This window comes from Gimesia chilikensis (assembly GCF_007744075.1).
GTDB classification, from domain to species: Bacteria; Planctomycetota; Planctomycetia; order Planctomycetales; family Planctomycetaceae; genus Gimesia; species Gimesia chilikensis_A.
Window position 1 is genome coordinate 8,272,130 of the sequence record NZ_CP036266.1, and the last position, 17,225, is coordinate 8,289,354.

Genomic DNA, 17,225 nt, shown 5'->3' on the forward strand with positions numbered 1-17,225 from the left:
TCAACATGATTTCCTTACCTCGTTCACAATATACGCCCATCGGTTTGCAGCTGGGCCCCAGTTCGGCCACGCTGGTGCAGTTGACCGGCCCGAAACAGAATCGGGTCGTGCATGCCATCGCCCAGGAGCAGTTCGATCTGGATGACCGACTCACTGCCGATGAACGCGACACAAAGATCGCCGCTGAACTACGGCGGATTCTGGTTGACCACCATTTCAAAGGCCGCCGTGTGATCAGCTGTCTGGGTTCCCAGGAACTGTTCATTCAAAACGTGAGACTGCCTCAACTGCCGACCGAAGAAATCGCGAAAGTGGTCGCCTGGGAGGCGGAAGAACGTCTGCCTTACCCGGTTGCGGAAGCGGAAATCCGTCATCTGCCTGCAGGACAGGTACGACAGGAATCAAACACCAAGCAGGAAGTGATCCTGCTGGCCTGTCACAACGGAATACTGGAGCGGCATTTGAATCTGCTGGAACAGGCGGGACTGACTGCAGAGGCGATTGATGTTGAGCCATCGGCCACGCTGCGTTGTTTTCATGATGAAAAACGCGAGCTGCAACTGAACTCGGTGAGCTGTTATCTGAATTTTGGTGACGCCGCCACCACCGTGATTTTTGCCGATCAGCAGAACGTACTGTTTCTGAAATACATTATGCAGGGGAGTAATCACCTGGACCGGGCCGTGGCTGACAATCTGGATCTGCCGCTGACCGAGGCAATTCGCCTGCGAAAGATCGTGACTAATTCTCCGACGCTGGATGCCAGTGATGAGCTGCACCGATCGGTGATTGATTCGATCCGCTCACTGCTGGAATCGATCAGCACAGAAGTGGAGAACTGCCTGCGATATTACAAAGTGACTTTCCGCGGAAAGAAACTGGACCAACTGGTGGTGACGGGTAACGAATCGAGTCCGTGGCTGATCGACTTTCTTTCCGAGCGACTGAATACGGACTGCCGGATGGGCAACCCGTTCGAGCGTCTGAAGAGCTGGCCGACATCCACTTCGATTCTGGAACGACCTGGCAGATGGAGTACCGCCATGGGCCTGGCCATGAAAGAAAGTTCCGACAAATAACACATGTCTCAGAGATACCTCTGAGACAAACCATATTCCAACAAGATAGCTACCAGCGAATCCGAGAGCCGGATTTGTCAGCAACCCGTTAAGGGCGAGATCATGATACCTGAAATTGATTTTTTACCTGCCAGTTATCGCGAAGTGCGACGACGACACCGGAACCGGATCTGGCGTCGTTCGATTGTCGTCATCTTCCTCACACTGGTCACCTTGAGCACCGTGCGACAGCGGGAGATCCAGCACGAACTGCAGTCGAAAAAGGAAACGCTGGAAAAGCACATCCAGCAGATGCATGAGCAATTGCAGGACCCTGCACGGCTGACACAGCAGATTGAGCTTGCCGACGTGCGGGCCGATCTGCTGGCCGGGTTGCTGCTGGATGAATCACCGGCGCAACTCCTGGCGATCACCAGCCACTCTCTGCCCGAATATGTCTCGTTAAACGAGTTTCAATTCCTGTTTGAAAAAGTGGCGGGTAAAGAAAAGCCGACGAATGTCAAACAGAAAAAAGCACCAGAGAACGTGGTTCCTGAAAAGCTGGATCTCGAGAAGCTGAAACAGCACCGGACGGACGAACAACTGGTGCTGCTGGTGCAGGGGATTGCCCCCGATCATCTTTCGATCTCCGATTATATGTCAAACCTGGATCGACTGGGCGTGTTTAAAGCCATTGATCTGATTCAATCCAATGAGACGATGTTCGAAGGAGAACCGATGCGGCAGTTCCGGCTTCGTATCGTGGTGAAAGCACCAGGTATGTTTGCTCCCCCCCTTGATCACCGGTTGACCGCCGGCCTGGATCAGTCTTTGACAGGAGGTTTTGGCCATGAATGAAAAATTACGACGCGACAGCCTGATCACCATCATCAGCCTGGCGGTAGTGGTCGCCTTGTTTACCTTTGTGATTTACCTGCCGGGGCTCAAGAGCAAGCAGCAGCTTAACAAGCAGATCGCCTCCATCCAGGAAGAGATCCGCGCGATTCCCACCAAGGTTGAACAGCTGGAACTACTGCAGAAGGAATTGCAGCAGCGCGAGGCATTCATCAATCGCATGAAAAAACATATCCCCACGGATAAAGATACGCACCGGGTTCTGCAGCGGGTGGCACAGCTGGCAAATAGTTCCTCGCTGACGGTTTCTTCTCTAAACCCTGGTGAGCCTGTGCCTTATGCAACTTATCTGAGGCAGCCTTTCACCGTCAATATAAGTGGACCTTACAAGGGGCTGATCCAGTTTCTGAATGGACTGGATACCGATAGTCGGCTGTTTACCGTCTCAAATCTCATGCTCACTAGTCAAAATAGCGAAAACAAGAAGTTTGTCAAAGGGACCATCGAACTGTCAGTTTACGTATTACGCGATACAGAGAGTGATTTTTCCGATTTTAAGGAAAATAGGGTCAGCCAGTCCTTTCTTACGACCGATAAAAGATAAAGAGACACTCCCCTTCAAGCTATCCCTGAGGTGAACTTCGAAAACAGGCGTTCTCGCTTATGAACCGAAATTAGATCCGTTTCCCTTCTTGCAGTCATCTATTCCAGATGTGGTGAACTACACGTGAAATCGTTCAGCCAACAATTAGTACACGATTTGAAGGTCAGCTGGCAGAAAACCCTGATGTTAGGGCTGTTACTGCTGGTCGGTCTGTACTTCTGGATTCCACCTCTCTATCGCGCCATGCGGGGCACATCAGCCCCAGAATTAACGCCTGCGAAAGTGAGTCCGGCACCGATTCCACAACGTCCTCCGGTCGAGACAGAGATGAGTTTCACCCAGCTCGATCCCAAAGAAACCACACTTCACTCCTGGGAACAGTTCGATTCGCTGATGCACACTGATCCGCTGGTACAGTCGGTGCAGATGGGAGCGATTCAACGCAATCCTTTTGAAGTGAATCGGGACCAGTTCTCGCCCCCCATTCTGTTTGCCGAAGAGCCGCCCGAAACAGAACCCAAGCAGGTTCAGGTGGAGAAACAGGAACCGGAAATCAAGGCACTGCCCGACGAGATCGTATTGACAACTACGATCATCGGTAAATTTCGCAAGGCGGCGATGATCAACAAAAAACTGTATTACGAAGGTAAACCATTCCAGTATGACAATGTGACCTATGTTCTGGAACGGGTCGCAGACCGGAGTGTGATTTTGCGGCAGGGTGATCAGACATTTGAATTAAAAATTCAAAACGATCCTTCCGCATTTATTAAATTTGAATAATCAGACGGTTCGCATCACAGGCTGATTCTCAACTGATTCGAACGATCACGGATGATGGTCGAAACATGAAACGACAATATTTTATTCCGGCTTTCTGGGCAATGCTGACAGGTCTTTCGCTGCTGTTAATCGCAGCCATGACCGACGTCAAAACACCAGAGTCCCTGTTTATCTCACCTCACCATGCGCGGACTGCGCGCAGTGCGGCACCGCAGCAACAGGCTCCCACGAATAGAGAGCCTCTGCTTGAGGTTTCAGATAATACAGCTGCTTCTACGCCGGCCCCTCAGCCTGCGCCTGCGCAGCAAGTCGTTGTGACAGCACAACCTGAGCGGCAGCCTGAAATTAAAACCGTGGCCCGTACCGTGCAGGCGACACCAGTGCCACAGTATGTCACACCCGAAGTCAAGACAGCAGCGAACGCATCTCGGACCGTACAGACGCGGACGCTTGTCGATCCCACACTGGAACAGCCGAGCGAAACTCCATCCACACCGAAGCGTTCCCGCGCGATCCAGTTTCACCTGGCTGAGGAAGTACAAGCTGAGCGCGTGGATCCCACTGAGAAGAAAATGGAAATGCGGCTTGCCAGCCTGACCCGTCAGGTCGATCGGCTGACCAATCTGCAGTTGGAAGTGCAGCAGCAGTCCAAAATGGAACTGGCTCAGAATACGGATCGTCTGGAACAGGCGACCAAGCTCCTGCAACAGATGCAGCAGATGAATCAATTGCGTGATCTCGAACGTAAACTGGACGGGATGCAGGACAAAGCCGACGCAGCTGCACAGCCGAAAACGCCTGCACCACAGGCCACAGCACCGCAGGCTCCCGCTGCCAGCGAGACCAGCGCCCCTGCCGATTCCAAAGCGAAAAAAGAGCCGGTTCTGAAAGTCAGCCCTGATAAGGGAGCCGGGGAAACTTTCTCCCTGCAGATCCAGGATGCGGAAATCATGCAGGTTCTGGACATGCTGGGGGAACTCTCGGGCATGAATATCCTGGCCGGGCAGAGCGTTTCGGGGACAATCACAGCGAACCTCAAGAATGTCACGCCGTTGCAGGCCCTGGATGCCATCCTGCGTTCGCGCGAGTTGACTTCAGAAAAAGAAGGGGAATTCATCTACGTGATGACCCAGGCTGAGCTGGAACAGAAGAAGAAGTCGAGCCGGAAAGTCGTCACCAAGCTCTATACTCCGTTTTACATCAGTGCCAAAGAATTACAGCAGCTGATCACGCCGATCCTGACGGAAAACGTGGGGATTGTCTCGCTGACCACACCCAGTGAAGTCGGAATTTCTCCCGATGAAACAAGTGCCGGCGGTGACTCGTTTGCTCAGAATGATTCCATTCTGGTTCGCGATTACCCTGAAATCCTGGAAGAGGTAGATCGTCTGCTGGAGAAAATGGACGTGCCTCCGCTACAGGTGGTGATTGAAGCGATGATTCTGAACGTCACTCTGAATGATGACATGCGGTTTGGTGTGAACTTCGCCATGCTCAGTGGGAATAACAAGAGCCTGCTCGTCGATGGTAACGGTCAGACATTGAACGCTGCCAGCGGTTTTCCGGGGTCGGGCAGTTCGTCGATCGTCCCGCCAACCGGCCAGTTTGTGGCTGACCTGGCAGGACTCAAATACGGGTTCCTGCACGGCGACATCAGCGGTTTTATCGAAGCACTGGAAGACATCACGGAAACCAACCTGATCGCCTCTCCCCAGCTGCGAGCATTGAACAAACAGAAAGCGGAACTGATCATTGGTGATCGCATCAGTTACTCCACGGTCACCCAGAACGGCAATACCTCGATTCAGAACGTGAACTTTCTGGATTCCGGTATCGTGCTTAACCTGCGGCCCTTTATTACTCCCGATGGCCAGATTCGAATGGAAATTCATCCGGAACGCAGTTCGGCGACCATTAACTCCTCGACGAATTTGCCCGACCTGAAGACCACCGAAGTCACTACGAACGTCATGGTCCGCGACGGGAATACGGTTGTCATCGGGGGACTGATTGAAGAACGCGTCTCCGATACCAAAAACCAGGTTCCATTCTTAGGTGCGATTCCCGTGATCGGCAATGCGTTTCGCCAGCAGCGGGAAATTACGACCCGTTCCGAGCTGATCGTGCTGATCACACCGCGGATCGTACATCCTGAAGAGGCCAATGCTGAAGGTCAGGCCGAGCGATACGAGGGTGTAGAACGGATTGATAACTTCAAGAAAAGCTTCCTGCCGATCAACCAGGTACGAATTGTCCAGATGCATATCAAGCTGGCCAAGAAATACCTGCGGATTGGAAACCTGCCTAAAGCCAAAGAGCACATCAAGGTTGCCGTCCGCCTGGATAAGAACAACACCGAAGCAATTCAGTTGAAGAAGTACATCGAAGATGCACTGATCAACCGTAATCGCCAGATGATCGGATTGCCTCCACTGTCTGGTCCCCAGATGCCGGCTCCAGTCGTGGAGGAGGTGCCCTGAGCATGCTGCGGAATCTCAGTTGCATCGCCTGTGCGTTGGTCTGGCTGATCTGTTGCGGCTGTCAGGCGGTGCCGATTTCCACACTGACGCAGATGTCAGGTGAGGCGCTGCAAGGGGAAACCACACCACAGACCTCAGAAACTGCCTCACGGACCGAACGAACATCTCCTTTCAATGAACGGGCGAATCAACTCGTAGATCAGGCATTACAGCATTACTCCCAGGGAGAACTGCAGCAGGCCCGGTCGCTGCTCGCCTCGGCGCGGGAAATAGATCCCGGGCATATCGGGACGTTTGAAATCGAGGCTCAGCTCTCCTACGACATGGGCGATCGGAAACAGTTTCTGCAGTCGCTCCGGGCAATACGTGCTGCGAGCCCTCAAGACGCCGCCAAACAGAGTGCCATCGGAACCCTGTTTTTTCAGGCCGGCCAGACACAGGAAGGGATCGCCTGCCTGAAGCGTGCTATCGCGTTGAAACCGCATGAAGAAAACTACTCGTTGAAACTGGCGGCTTTTCTGGAGCAGACCAGCCGCACTGATGAGGCTCATGAAGTTCTGTTACGGGCCCTGCATAAGACGCCGGGCAGCAAACGACTGCCCATTGCCCTGGGTCGCGTCTGTGAGGTCAATCAGCAGTGGTCCGAAGCCAGCATATATTATGCGATGGTGATCAATCATCTTCCCGAAAACCATGTCTGGCGAAAGCACCGTGCTCGCTGTCTGTATCACGCCGGCAAGTACCAGGAAGCTTTTGAACAGTTCTCCATCTGCCAGGAAGCAGACCGGGAACTGCTGTCACTTTCAGAAAAAATCGCGTTTGGCGACACGGCGCTGCGGCTGGGAGATCTGGAAAAGGCGCAACAACTGTTCGATGAAATTTCTGCTGCCCACCAGCACCAGTTACTCCACGTAGAGGTATTACGCGGGTTATGCGCAATCAACCGGGGTCAGACAACTGACGCGAAAGCCATCATCGCTACAGCCCGTAAAAAATGGCCCGCTGATCCTACGCTGTTAGAGGTCGCGGCCCTGCTCCCTGCGCAACAGACTGCGGTAAGGTAATCACCTGAACTGCGTATTTTTGCGCAAGATTCATTTGCCCAGCGCAAACTCGCTCCCGAAATTGGACAACCCCGATTTCGTAACCTAGATTTAGAGTGGTGATTTAAGATCACTTCTTAATTGGTGGAGTGCGCTCTGTAGTACTCCAATCTGGATTCGAAACAGGGTATTTCATTTTCAGCAGTATCGTCACTCTGCTGAGAAGGTGTTCGGCAATGAAAAGTTATGGCAAATACTGGGTTCTGGTGGTACTGCTGCTCTTCATGAGTTGTGCAGATAACCTCCTGGTAACCAGCCAGTTAGCTTCTCCCATGCTGGCGCTGGCCGCCTCGCTGGTGGCTTCACTCGTCGGTTGGGCCTGGCTGGTGAAATCCCTGCAGAAAGACCGCGATCAGATCAGCGCGTGTCTGCGGAATCCCGAATTACTGCGTCCGGAACTGAAACAGAAGAACTTCTTCGGAAACCTGTTCGCGGAAGCGATTCAGAAAATTGAAGAATCCGATACCGAACTCGTATCGACCACACAGGTTAAGACGATGTTAAAAGCCCGTCTGAATGCCCTCTCGAAGAAAGAGGCTCTGATGGAATCGGTGCTGGATCACCTGGAGACCGGGGTACTCGTCTTCGACGCACAACACACGCTGGAGTTTTCGAATCAGGCCGCATCGACGTTCGTGATTCCCGAAGCGGACCGCACGCAGAACACCAGTGAATCCGGCCTCGCACTCAATAAAGCACTCAGCAGCGATGTGGTGATTCCCGAGATCGCCAGCCTGCTCACCAAAACAATTGAACGCAAAGATGCCACGTTAAGCCGCCGCAGCGAGTTCCAGTTAACGGGACTCGACTTCCAGTCTCATTTCCGCGCCATCGCCACGAACCTGTTCGATGAAAATCAGGCGCTGCTGGGAACCGTGATCGTGGTAGAAAACATCGGCGAAGAAACTAATGAGAAGGAACGGCATGCCGAGTTTGTGTCGTCCGTCGCTCACGAGTTGAAAACACCGATGGCCGGGATCAAGGCTTATATCGAGATGCTGCTGGACGGTGACTGCGAAGAAGAGGAAGCTGAAGAACTCTATGGCTTTATCAACGAACAGATTGACCGTCTGACTCGACTGGTCAACAGCATGCTGAATCTGGCCCGCATTGAAAGTGGTGTCGTAGAAATCAAGCGGCACGACTGTGAGCTGAATGACATTCTCAAATCGGCAGCTGATGTCATTTCGCCCAATGCCGGTGAAAAAGACATTACGTTTACCTCTGAACTGAGCGATCTCTATCTGCCCGTGCACGTCGATAAAGATATGCTGGGCCAGGCAATCATCAACCTGCTGTCAAATGCAGTAAAATACACGCCGCATGGACACGAAGTCCGCCTGCGGAGCAGAATGGAAGACAATACGGCAGTCATCGAAGTTCGGGATACCGGGATGGGAATTCCAGAAAATTCGCTGCCTCACATTTTTGACCGGTTCTATCGGGTACCCGAAAACAACCGCTCTGCGGCCGGTACGGGACTGGGTCTGGCCCTGGTCCACTTCATTGTGACCAACGTCCATAATGGATCCATTTCGGTGCAGTCGGTCGTCAATAAAGGAACCTGTTTCACGGTCACCATTCCGCTGGGACATAAAGAACAGAAGAAGAAAAAACAACTGGCATCGCCGGTAACCGTATAACAGAATGCGTTCGTGACCCGCCCTGTCGCGGTTCGACAGATGGAAAGAACCAAGGAATACTGCAATGAGTCATCTGGTTTATGTTTGTGACGACGATTCGCACATCGTGCGTGCGGTCAGTATGAAACTTAAAAAAGCGGGCCTGGAAGTCGTCTGCTTTCCGGATGGCTACGCCTGTTGGGAACAGGTTCAGGAACGTGCGCCTGAGATGATTATTACCGATTTGCAGATGCCCCGCATGAATGGTCTGGAACTCTGCGAAAAAATTCGCGAATTTGAAGCAACCCGCTCGATCCCGCTTACGTTACTGACAGGGAAAGGTTTCGAATTCGATCATGATGAATATATGCAGAATCTGAAAATCACTAATGTCATGGTGAAACCCTTCAGCCCCAAGAAATTGTTAACACAGGTCCAGGAGTGTCTGCAAACGGCACCGGACACACTTGGATAGTCGCTCAAATTCAGTTTATTGAAACTTTATCTCATGCGAAATTATTATACTGCCATCCAGTTCTGGTCTTACTCCCTGCTGGTAGTCTGCCTGTGTCCGCTGGCGGTCTTCCTGGGTGCCTACATGCACTGGCCCCTGGGGGTGGCTCCCTTGCTCCTGCTGGCACCCCCAACAGTTCTGGCGGCGGTCTCTTCACCACGGGTCTGTTACTGGACCATTACAGTGCTCTCCATCAGTTCCTGCTTCGCCGAAATTTTCTTTCGCCCGGACCTGGAAGAAGTCAGAAGTACCTACCCAGCGAGCATTATGTGCGCTAGCGTGCTTGTCGGACTGGTACTGCTGATCGATCTCTACATGGGCAAACTGCGTCACAAACTGTCTCAGATGCACGACCAGAATGACGAACTGGTCCGTCAGCTGTACCAGACTCAGAAACAGGCCGCTGCCGATGCTTCGAAATCGGGAATTACACAAATCAATGAGAAACCGGTCAGCGAGCAGAAAGAGAATACGAGTGTCGAGAGTGGCGTGAATTATCCACTGCTCCTGCTGACGCTGCAGGACATCGGTCGTCGGATCTCTACCAATCAATCCAATGAATCTTTGATTCCGACCGTGATCAGCACAGCCAAAGCTTCGCTGCAATGTGAATCATGCCAGGTTTATCTGTGGGATTCAAAATCACGAGCTCTGAAAAATGCACTGCCCGCGCGAGCCCGCGACCGACTGGACTACCGGCCTGCAGCCAATCATGGCGTAGCCGCCTGGGTGATCGAACATCGTCAGATCGTAATGCGGAACGACGCCGACCAGGATTACCGCCTCAAGCGGATCATCGAAGACGATCCACAGATGCCGGATGCGATTGCACCGCTGACCGTGGGTTCGGAACTGATCGGGCTGTTGATCATCGATAAGATCGACGTGGATTCTCCCACCATTGGTCGCCTGATTTACATTCTTTCCAATATCTACGCGTTGGGCATCAAGAATTCACAGTTGTTCAAACGCATTGAAGAGATGGCCAGCCGCGATGGACTGACCGGATTGTATAACCATGCGACCTTCCAGGAAAAACTGCATGAACTGGTGAAGGGCGCAGAAGCGCAGTCCACGAGCCTCAGCATCATCATGAGCGACATCGATCACTTCAAATCTTTCAACGATACTTACGGGCACCAGGCTGGTGACTTCGTACTGAAAGAGGTCGCCCGCATCTGGAAAACCGTGATGCCTGATAATGCCGTGCTGGCACGCTACGGCGGTGAAGAGTTCATCGGCGTCCTGCTGGATCACGAATATTCCCAGGCACGTCAGATCGCGGAAGATTTACGTGAGACCCTGGAAAACTGCCCGATTCTGTTTGAAGGGCAGCAACTACAAGTCACAGCCAGCTTTGGTGTTACAGAATTCCGTCACCCCGCAACGAATACGAAAGATCTGGTGCGGGTGGCTGATGAATATCTCTACAAGGCGAAGGAAGGCGGACGAAATCAGGTGGTCGGCCTGGATACGAACGCCACCAGGAAACCGGGTACATAAGCGAGTCAGACATGCAGATCACAACGGAAGTTTTTGGCAAAGTTCTGGTGGCTCATACGCCGGATGAACTGACGGATGACACATCCGGTGATTTCGTCCATGCGCTGTCAGACGCGATTAACGAACAGCATTACCAGGTTGTCCTGCAGATGGATCGCAGCGATCTTCTGGACAGTGCCGGTCTGACGGCCTTACTCGATCTGCAGGATCTGACCCGGGAACACGGGGGGAATCTCAAGATCAGCGGCCTGGAAGAACCTGGCAAGAAAATTCTGGAAATGACACGACTCGACCAGCGGATCGATATTTTCGATTCGGTGATCGAAGCGGTTTCCAGCTTTCAATAAAGATTTAAGAACCAGTCATGAATACCAATTCCCTGTTACAACCGAAAATGCGGCTCGGTGATCTGCTCATCTTCAAAGAGTACATCACTGCAGAACAGCTGGATTCCGCGCTGGAGGAACAGTCTCAGGGAGATGGCAGCCAGCTGCTGGGTGAGCTGCTGGTCAACAACGAATATTGCACCGAAGAGCAGGTGCTGGAATGCCTGGCCCTGGAATACCGGATTCCCTACGTACAGCTCGACAGCCGCATGTTCGACTCGAAAATCTTCGATGTTCTGCCGCGTGAATTTGTGGAAAAGCATACGGTGCTGCCCCTGTTCAAAGTCCGCAACGTTTTGACTGTCGCAGTCGCGGAACCGACAAACGTCTTCCTGGTCGACCAGCTCCGCGACCTGACCAAATCAGAAATTCAGATTGTCGCCGCCAGCGCCCGCGAAATCCGCCGGATGGTGCAGACTTATATGCCGAACACGAACGTGTTCGTGATCGACGACATCATTGATGATGCGAACGGCACCAATGTCGAACTGATTGAAGAATCGATCGACGACATCGGCTTCGATGTCGAGTTTGCCGGCCAGAGCCCGATCATCAAGCTGGTCAACTACATTATCTATAATGCGGTTCGCGAGGGGGCCAGCGATATTCACATCGAACCCAACGAACAGCAGTTGCGGGTGCGCTATCGCGTGGATGGAGTGCTGCACCAGGCACTTGAGCCGCCCGTGCATCTGGCGCCTGCGGTTTCTTCGCGTATCAAGATCATGGCAAGTCTCGACATCAGCGAACGTCGTCTGCCCCAGGACGGACGAATTCACGTCCTGATGGAAGGACGTCCCATCGACCTGCGTGTGAGTACGCTTCCCATGCCGAGCGGTGAAAAGGTCGTGATTCGTATTCTGGATAACCGCAGCGTCAATATTTCACTCGAACAGCTGGGCTTCAGTTCCGAAGTCCTGGAAAACTTCACTGAACAGCTGGAAAAACCGAACGGCATTATTCTGGTGACCGGGCCTACCGGTAGTGGTAAGAGTACCACCCTGTATGCGGCTCTGAATGCCGTCAGCTCGATTGAGAAAAATGTCTGTACGGTCGAAGACCCGATCGAATATCAGCTGCCGATCATCAATCAGTTCCAGGTGAATGAAAAAATCGGTCTCTCATTCGCCACGATCCTGCGAAGTCTGCTGCGACAGGACCCGGATGTGGTGATGGTGGGCGAAATCCGCGACCAGGAAACCGGTAAGATCGCCATCCAGGCAGCCCTGACCGGTCACCTCGTCTTCAGTACGCTGCACACCAACGATGCGATTTCCGCGATTACGCGTCTGATCAATATGGGTGTCGACGACTACCTGATTGCGGCAGCCGTCAACATGGCACTGGCGCAGCGACTCTGTCGTAAATTGTGTCCGAAATGCAAAACACCGTATGAATTGCCCAAAGCGATGCAACTGGCGGTGGAACGGGTCGGCCTGGAAGCGAACGAATTTTATAAAAACAAAGGCTGCAAGCGGTGCCGCAACACCGGATTCTCCGGGCGTATCGGCGTGCATGAGATCCTGACCATCGATGATCAGCTGCGGGAAATCATCTCATCTAATCCTACAGTGGCAGCAGTCAAAGAATATGCACAGAACAATGGCATGATCCCCCTGCGGTACGACGCTCTGCGTAAAGCCCAGGAAGGACTGACGACAGTGGAAGAAGCCATCAAAGTCAGTGATGAAGGCTGGATTCCCCGAAAACCCGCGCTGATCCGTTCCCATTCATAACGGCATCACGCTGAAGAGATAGAGAGTAATCCCCAATGGAAATGAACGACCTGTTACACGCGGCTGTGGACAGTGATGCTTCGGATATCCTGCTGGTAACCGACGCACCACCCATGTTCCGTATTGACGGTCAGCTGCGCACTACCGCCCTGGAACCGCTGGATCCCGAAACGATTCGCGATCTGTGCGACCAGGTGATGAAGGTGCAACAGAAAGAAATTCTCGAAAAGCAGAAGGACGTCGACTTCGCGATCACCGTTCCGCGGCTGGGGCGTTTCCGTTTCAATATCCATGTGCAGCGCGGTTCCCTGGCAGCTGCCATCCGTCGATTCTCCAATGAAGTCTGTACGCTGAGCAGCCTGGAACTACCCCCTGTCGTGGAAGAGCTGACGCGGCTCAAAACCGGGCTGATCCTGGTGACCGGGCAGACCGGTTCCGGTAAGTCCACCACGCTGGCGGCCATGGTCGAAGCCATTAATCAGCGGGATTCAAAACATATCATCACTCTGGAAGATCCGATTGAATATCAGTTCCAGCATGGAAAATCCCTGATCGAACAGCGGGAGATCGGCGAAGACTGTCCCGGGTTCACCTCGGGGTTGAAACATGTTCTGCGGCAGGATCCGGATGTCATTCTGATCGGGGAATTGCGGGATCTGGATACCATTCGTGTCGCGTTGCAGGCTGCGGAGACCGGTCACCTGGTGCTCGCTTCACTGCACGTTTCCAGCGCAGCGGGAGTCGTCGATCGACTGGTCGAAGTCTTTCCTCCGGAAGAACAGTCTCAGGTACGCAGCCACCTGGCGGAATCGTTAAGGGCTGTCATTACCCAACGCTTATTACCCGCGGCGATGTCCAATGGTCGTGTGGCTGCTGTGGAAATCATGCTGACGAATCGGGCAATTCAAACCAGTATTCGCGAATCGACGACCCATCTGATCCCAGGCATTATTTCGACGAACCGCCGCGTAGGTATGCAGACGATGGAACAGGCTCTCAAAGAACTGCTGTTAAACGGCAAAGTCGACGCGGAAACCGTGGACGAACACCTGCAGGAATTAAAGGGCGAAGCGTCGGGCAAAGAATATTCTCATGGATTACTGGCTTAACGGGATCGATGAGGGACAGGCGAAACAATGCAATTCACATATATAGCACGCAACACGACAGGACAGAATCAGTCCGGAGAACTGGTCGCTGAGACCAGGGAAGATGCGGTTGCCAAGTTGCGCCAGGAAGGTCTGTATCTGCTCTCACTGGAAGAAGCGGATGAAAAGTCATCCAAGAGTCTGGCAGCAACCCGTAAAAAACGGGTCTCTCGCAAAGACGTGATCTATTTTACCAACCAGATGGCGATTATGGTCGACGCGGGTGTGCCCGTGGCCACAGCCCTGGAGGGAATTGCGAAGCAGATTGAAAACGAAACACTCGCCGAGATTCTATCCTGCATTCAGAAAGACGTTGAAGCGGGAAGCGACCTCTCCAGCGCACTGAGTGAATTTCCACGGCTGTTCGATAAAACCTATGTGAACCTCATCAAGGCCAGCGAAGCCAGTGGTACGATGCCACAGATGCTGAACCGGATTGCACAGCAGGCTGAAGAAGAACAGGAAACCATTCAGCAGGTGAAGGGCGCTTTGATCTACCCGGCTGTGATGCTGGTGATGTGTATCGGCGTCTGTGTTTTCCTGCTGACATATGTCTTTCCCAAGCTGATGCCCATGTTCGCTGCCCGTGGTGCTGCGGTTCCCACACCGACTAAAATGATGATTTTCGTCTCGACGGCCATCACCTCTTACTGGTATCTGCTGCTGCTGTTTCTAGCGGCTGTGATCGGCTTCTTCTTCTATATGCGGAATCAGGCCTGGGGCAAAGCGACGTTCGACTGGTGTCTGATTCGGATGCCGGTCTTTGGCTCGATGCTCAAAAAACTGGCCATCAGCCGCAGCATCCGTACGCTGGCAACTACGGTTAACGCGGGGGTTCCCATGCTGGAAGCCATCGAACTGAGCGCTGGTGTATCCGACAATGTTTATTTCAAACAGAGCTGGATGGAAATCAGCGAGCAGGTTACGACCGGAAAACAGATTCACGAGGCACTGGAAGGCAAATCATTATTTCCCCCCACGATGCAGCAGATGATCGCTTCCGGCGAATCGACGGGCCGACTGGGAATGGTGCTCAATAAGCTGAGCGACTACTTTGATCGGGATGTCAAAATCGCCATCAAGTCCGCCACGACCCTGGTGGAACCGTTGATGGTGGTCTGCATGGGCTCGATCATCGGTTTTATCGCACTCTCGATGCTGTTGCCGATCTTCACGCTGAGTACCAGCCACTAATCCGACTCAGGCGATTTCTTTTCCTGCTTCTGCTCTGGTTGGGATTTCGGTGACTCGGGAGACTCTGCTGTTGTATCTGCCTCTGGTGACGGACCCGCTGCGGGTGCATCTGCCCTGGTGGTCTCTGTCTCTGCTTTGGGTCCTGGCTGCTGATCATCTTCCTGTTTCACTTTTTCCTCCTCCGGGACCATGTCGAGCAGATTATTGCTGTTGAATTTCTCCTTGGAGAACGCACGAAGCTCGGCATTAAAGATCTGCACAAGTGCGTGCAGACAGGAAGCGACGATCGGGCCGATGAAAACCCCCCAGAGCCCCATCATCTGCAGTCCGCCCAACACACTGACGAAGGCAAGCAGGGGATGCAGTTTTGCGTCACTCTGCAAAATATAGGTACGGATGACGTTGTCCATCGTACCGACGACCAGTGTCCCGAACAGGGTCAAGAAGATCGCCGCGCCCCAGTCTCCCTCGTACATCAACCAGCCGGCACAGGGACCCCAGATAATCCAGGACCCCATCAGGGGAACCATCGATGTGATCGTGGCGAGGATCAGAAGAATGAAGAAATGCTCAAAACCGACAATGTATAAGGCGATCGCAGTCATCAGTCCCTGACCAATGGCCGCCAGGAAGGTTCCCAAAACCACGGCCCGCACGACTTTCTGAAACTTATCGATCAGCTGCCGCTGGTAATCCAGGTGCACGGGAATCAGAGACTGTGTCGATTCGACGAGCACGTATCCATCGGCCAGAAAGTAATACAGGGCAATCACAAACATGATCCAGGCGATCGCGGCGGAAAACACGGTGCCGAGCAACCCCACGGTTGAAGCAGCGAAACCGAGCGAACGTTTGGCGATCGGAACCAGAGTCGCCTGCAGATTCTTGCGGATGAAATCATCGGTGACTTGCGACTGTTCCTGATTGCTGGTTCCCTCTTCCGCAGCTGCCTCTTTTCCCAGGTATTCGTTGGACCATTCCACGAACTGATGCAGTTTGACGTTACTGACCTCCACCTTTTCGCGGACCGTCTGCACGGTTTTATTCCAGTTTGCTTCATCAAGCGCATTCACCACCGTGGTAAACAGCTGCAGGGAACCCAGGAAAATCCCCACACACAGGGGAACAAAGATCGCGGAAATGATCAGCGTGGTCGTGATGCTGGCGGCAATACGGACGTGGCCCCGGGACCGTTTAATGAAATACTGGAGGAGGGGCTGACTGACCATGGCGACCACGGCTGCCAGAAAAAGGGGCAGCAGGAACGGCAGGATTACCTTGAAGAAGGTCACTCCCAGGAACAGGATCAGGCAGAAAATGATGCTGAGTGAAACGAGGCGAACCATAAACCAGTTCCCATATTGAATAGATCGCAGAAAAAGCCACGATCGGTTACCCGATCTGAGCTGTTGGCAGGTAACAACTTACAGCAATGCAAGCACGAATGATAGTACAAAAGCCTCCTCAGTCTGACGGGAAAGGACTGGGACAGACTTTCAGATTATTTTCGTTTCCTTATCGCAATTTTGAACCCCCATTCGCTACAATAACGATTCCCTCTCGATTCAGGAACGATGCGCATCGAGATCAGTTTGTCTATCTCGACAGAACCGGAGTCTGGTATGAAACGTTACATTATCTCACTTTTATCTGCGAACCGCGTAGGCATCATGGCCGCCGTCACGACTGCCATGGATGAACTGGGCGCAAACCTGCATGAAGCCAGCATTGCAGTGATCCAGAACTTTTTCAACATCGTGATTGCCGCTGACTTCCCTGACGAGCGCGATCCAACCCTGATCCAGGAACACATCGAGGGAATCTGTAACGCGTTCAATGTGGATGTTTCCATTAAGGACCCGGATGTGGACGTGCCCTCCATGCTGCCTCCGGAAGACTGCATCAAGTACCTGCTGGCCATCGCGGGCACTAACCGTCCCGGAATTCTCAGACGTATCTCATCCCAGCTGGGACAGGATGGCGTGGACATTATTGACCTGTCTGCCACCAGTGCCTCCGATGGACAGACATTTGAGATGATGATTAAGGTGGCGGTACCCAAATCGCTCGACATCCTCGAGCTGCAGTCCGTGATGGAGAACATCTGCAGTGACTTTGATGTTTCAGTCGATTTCATCAGCGAATCGGATTCGGCCATCATCAGTTCACAGAGCCAGACGCGTATGTTTAAGCTGTAATACTCCCCGATTGCGGGACATTACTGAGAAAAAGATTTGGG

At 52.9% G+C, this 17,225-nt stretch carries 15 protein-coding genes; 14 read left to right on the forward strand and 1 reads right to left on the reverse strand.

Annotated features, from left to right (window positions below):
* Window positions 1-5 precede the first annotated feature (5 nt).
* The 13 genes from pilM to HG66A1_RS31765 all read left to right on the forward strand — a co-directional run bounded on the left by pilM (window position 6) and on the right by HG66A1_RS31765 (window position 14,986).
* On the forward strand, window positions 6-1,079 hold the full coding sequence (gene pilM, locus HG66A1_RS31705; RefSeq protein ID WP_145193597.1) for a pilus assembly protein PilM: 1,074 nt from the start codon (window positions 6-8) through the stop codon (window positions 1,077-1,079).
* Between the two features lie 102 nt (window positions 1,080-1,181).
* The gene (locus HG66A1_RS31710) at window positions 1,182-1,916 is read left to right on the forward strand and encodes a PilN domain-containing protein (protein ID WP_145193599.1); all 735 of its coding nucleotides are present in this window, start codon (window positions 1,182-1,184) and stop codon (window positions 1,914-1,916) included.
* Complete coding sequence (locus HG66A1_RS31715) at window positions 1,909-2,517, forward strand: type 4a pilus biogenesis protein PilO (RefSeq protein WP_145193601.1); 609 nt, start codon at window positions 1,909-1,911, stop codon at window positions 2,515-2,517. Before HG66A1_RS31710 ends, HG66A1_RS31715 begins: the two co-directional genes overlap by 8 nt.
* Window positions 2,518-2,700: 183 nt before the next feature.
* Window positions 2,701-3,300 carry a hypothetical protein gene (locus tag HG66A1_RS31720; protein WP_145193603.1) on the forward strand — a complete coding sequence of 200 codons (600 nt, stop codon included), beginning with the start codon at window positions 2,701-2,703 and terminating at the stop codon, window positions 3,298-3,300.
* Window positions 3,301-3,365: 65 nt separating this feature from the next.
* On the forward strand, window positions 3,366-5,780 hold the full coding sequence (locus tag HG66A1_RS31725) for a hypothetical protein (RefSeq protein ID WP_145193605.1): 2,415 nt from the start codon (window positions 3,366-3,368) through the stop codon (window positions 5,778-5,780).
* Window positions 5,781-5,782: 2 nt separating this feature from the next.
* Entirely contained in the window at window positions 5,783-6,844 is a 1,062-nt protein-coding gene (locus HG66A1_RS31730) for a tetratricopeptide repeat protein (RefSeq protein ID WP_145193607.1), read from the forward strand.
* Window positions 6,845-7,059: 215 nt separating this feature from the next.
* Window positions 7,060-8,526, forward strand: a complete 1,467-nt coding sequence (locus HG66A1_RS31735) for a sensor histidine kinase (protein WP_145193609.1) — start codon at window positions 7,060-7,062, stop codon at window positions 8,524-8,526.
* 64 nt (window positions 8,527-8,590) lie between these two features.
* On the forward strand, window positions 8,591-8,980 hold the full coding sequence (locus HG66A1_RS31740) for a response regulator (protein WP_145193611.1): 390 nt from the start codon (window positions 8,591-8,593) through the stop codon (window positions 8,978-8,980).
* A gap of 33 nt (window positions 8,981-9,013) precedes the next feature.
* A complete protein-coding gene (locus tag HG66A1_RS31745; protein WP_145193613.1) occupies window positions 9,014-10,522 on the forward strand; it encodes a GGDEF domain-containing protein in 1,509 nt (502 codons plus the stop codon).
* Window positions 10,523-10,533: 11 nt separating this feature from the next.
* Window positions 10,534-10,869 carry an STAS domain-containing protein gene (locus HG66A1_RS31750; RefSeq protein WP_145193615.1) on the forward strand — a complete coding sequence of 112 codons (336 nt, stop codon included), beginning with the start codon at window positions 10,534-10,536 and terminating at the stop codon, window positions 10,867-10,869.
* Between the two features lie 17 nt (window positions 10,870-10,886).
* Window positions 10,887-12,644: a GspE/PulE family protein gene (locus HG66A1_RS31755; RefSeq protein WP_145193617.1), complete on the forward strand. Its 1,758-nt coding sequence runs from the start codon at window positions 10,887-10,889 to the stop codon at window positions 12,642-12,644.
* A 35-nt stretch (window positions 12,645-12,679) separates the two neighbouring features.
* Entirely contained in the window at window positions 12,680-13,753 is a 1,074-nt protein-coding gene (locus tag HG66A1_RS31760) for a type IV pilus twitching motility protein PilT (RefSeq protein WP_145193619.1), read from the forward strand.
* A 27-nt stretch (window positions 13,754-13,780) separates the two neighbouring features.
* Entirely contained in the window at window positions 13,781-14,986 is a 1,206-nt protein-coding gene (locus HG66A1_RS31765) for a type II secretion system F family protein (protein WP_145193621.1), read from the forward strand.
* On the opposite strand, the gene HG66A1_RS31770 is transcribed toward HG66A1_RS31765, so the two are convergent.
* Window positions 14,983-16,332 carry an AI-2E family transporter gene (locus HG66A1_RS31770; RefSeq protein ID WP_145193623.1) on the reverse strand — a complete coding sequence of 450 codons (1,350 nt, stop codon included), beginning with the start codon at window positions 16,330-16,332 and terminating at the stop codon, window positions 14,983-14,985. The two genes, HG66A1_RS31765 and HG66A1_RS31770, sit on opposite strands and share 4 nt — an antisense overlap.
* Before the next feature lie 276 nt (window positions 16,333-16,608).
* Between HG66A1_RS31770 and HG66A1_RS31775 the strand changes: the two genes are divergently transcribed.
* Entirely contained in the window at window positions 16,609-17,184 is a 576-nt protein-coding gene (locus HG66A1_RS31775) for a glycine cleavage system protein R (RefSeq protein ID WP_197993739.1), read from the forward strand.
* Window positions 17,185-17,225: the final 41 nt, after the last annotated feature.